The following is a 1,779-nucleotide window of genomic DNA, read 5'->3' on the forward strand; positions in this document are numbered from 1 at the left end:
CCCGCATAAGACACGTCGTTAACGACGTCGTTAAACACGTGTCCTAGATGATCGCACCAGCGTCAGGCAGGCGGTGCCAATGGCGCGGTTACGTTCAAGCCGCGCGATGTTGAAGTCCTTGTTGCAGGACGACACGATAAAGACCGTGTCGACGTTGGCAGCAATCAGTTGCCGTTTGCGGTCTGAGCCCGGCGCACGACGCTCAAACACGCTCCTGCGTTCCAAGACCCTACTATTGGATGGCTTTTTCTGATCATAAAGCAACCAGTCACCAACTGTCGCATCCGGCCCCGGCGGGATGAGAGTATCAAGGTTGTCACCCAGTACATGCAAGCCAGTTCTGTGGACCTCAACCACGCGAACAGGCGGTGTATCCGCAGCCTCATCAGGATTGAGTTGTTGGCGAAAGAAGGGCTTCCAGCCAAGTAATTCTAAAGGTGAAGGCTCATGTTTTGGTACTTTTCTCGTACCCGAAGGCAGCAAGAACTTGGAATAGTCCCGAGTCATTGTTTGGATCTTTCATGGTCGGAAAGCAGGACACGCCCGCACCGAAAAATAGAAATTGACCAGATAAAGCAAAAGTGTTTGCCTCCAGCGATTGTGCGGCGGCGTTGGTTCTGTTTTGCTTTTCATCGGGAGGGCGCTTTGCCTCCCGGCATTATCGGGTCATAAAATCTCCATGAATGTGTAACTCGCTTAAGTCAGTACGGTGATTTTGGCAATACGTTCAGAAGTGCGGATGGGGGACAGCGGTCAACCGTGCTCGGTGCAGCATCAGGCAACAAGGGCCAATGTCGTCATGCGGCGGTGCCGCGCGAACGAGGACAGAAGCCGAGCGCGGTCCTGATCCGACCGGACCGGAGCCGACATCCGTTTGACCTGAGACCCGACTTGCCGCTTTGAAGACTGGGCCGTTCGCTGCGGATGCTTGGACTGAGCAGTCCGCAACGCCGGTAGAGCCGACATTGGGAATCGAAAAAAAAGAGGTTCGAAATGGCGATTTCGAACGTTCTGGATCGCGTTTTCGGGCTATTTGCCCGACGCCATCGTCCATGTGCAAGGCGTTGCGGCCACGTTCGCAACTCAACCAGCCATGCACAAAGGTACACCAGACATGTCGACCCGCCAAACTTTCACTCTTCTTCTGACCACCCCTATCGCTCTGCTCCTCACGTCGCTCAGAGCAAGCGCCCAGGATACAGATCACCAAACCAACTGGCCAATGAGCGCCGCCGTTCAGACGGACGCAGGGCAACATATTCCTGCCGGGGCCTATGGGGTTGCCTGGATCGATGCTCCACGCGAGGCGACGCTTCTACATCTGAGGGGGCTCATGGGAAGCGGTATCGTGAACTTGAAGAGCGATGACAGGCACGATTGCCTGACCGTCCCGATCCGGTTCGTCGCCGGTGATTTCGGAGGCGAAGGCATATCTTCAAGTGCAACAAAACCAATTGGCCTATTCATCCAATCCCCGCGGGTCGCCAGCGCGCTGGCGGGTGGAGATGATGTGGTCAGCGATATGTATCGCATCAGCACCCAGCCGGATGACCCAGAGGCGGACATCATCATTCAGTCAGGACTGAGTGAAAGCCATGGTTTCGTTCTCAATCCGGGAAGCTCCATCTTGGCCGACATATTTGGCGCGGCGACAAGCCGGACCGCGTGCTCTGAACTTCAGGCTAAAGGGGCTTTGTTGCGCAAAGGCTGGTTGAGGGATTCATCTCGTGAATCCAGCGTGGTAGCTGTCCTGCATGAGCAGACCGATCCCGCCGAGCT

Annotated in this window: 2 protein-coding genes; one reads left to right on the plus strand and one right to left on the minus strand. The window is 55.8% G+C overall.

The window, feature by feature from the left end; all coding sequences use genetic code 11:
- Positions 1 to 30: 30 nt before the first annotated feature.
- A complete protein-coding gene (locus CHB90_RS25850; RefSeq protein WP_212591671.1) occupies positions 31 to 507 on the minus strand; it encodes a ribosome small subunit-dependent GTPase A in 477 nt (158 codons plus the stop codon).
- A gap of 607 nt (positions 508 to 1,114) precedes the next feature.
- Here CHB90_RS25850 and CHB90_RS25855 point away from each other — a divergent pair.
- The coding region (locus CHB90_RS25855; RefSeq protein WP_212591672.1) for a hypothetical protein at positions 1,115 to 1,779 on the plus strand (665 nt) is incomplete at its 3' end.

The sequence above is a fragment of the Antarctobacter heliothermus genome, assembly GCF_900188425.1.
GTDB classification, from domain to species: Bacteria; Pseudomonadota; Alphaproteobacteria; order Rhodobacterales; family Rhodobacteraceae; genus Antarctobacter; species Antarctobacter heliothermus.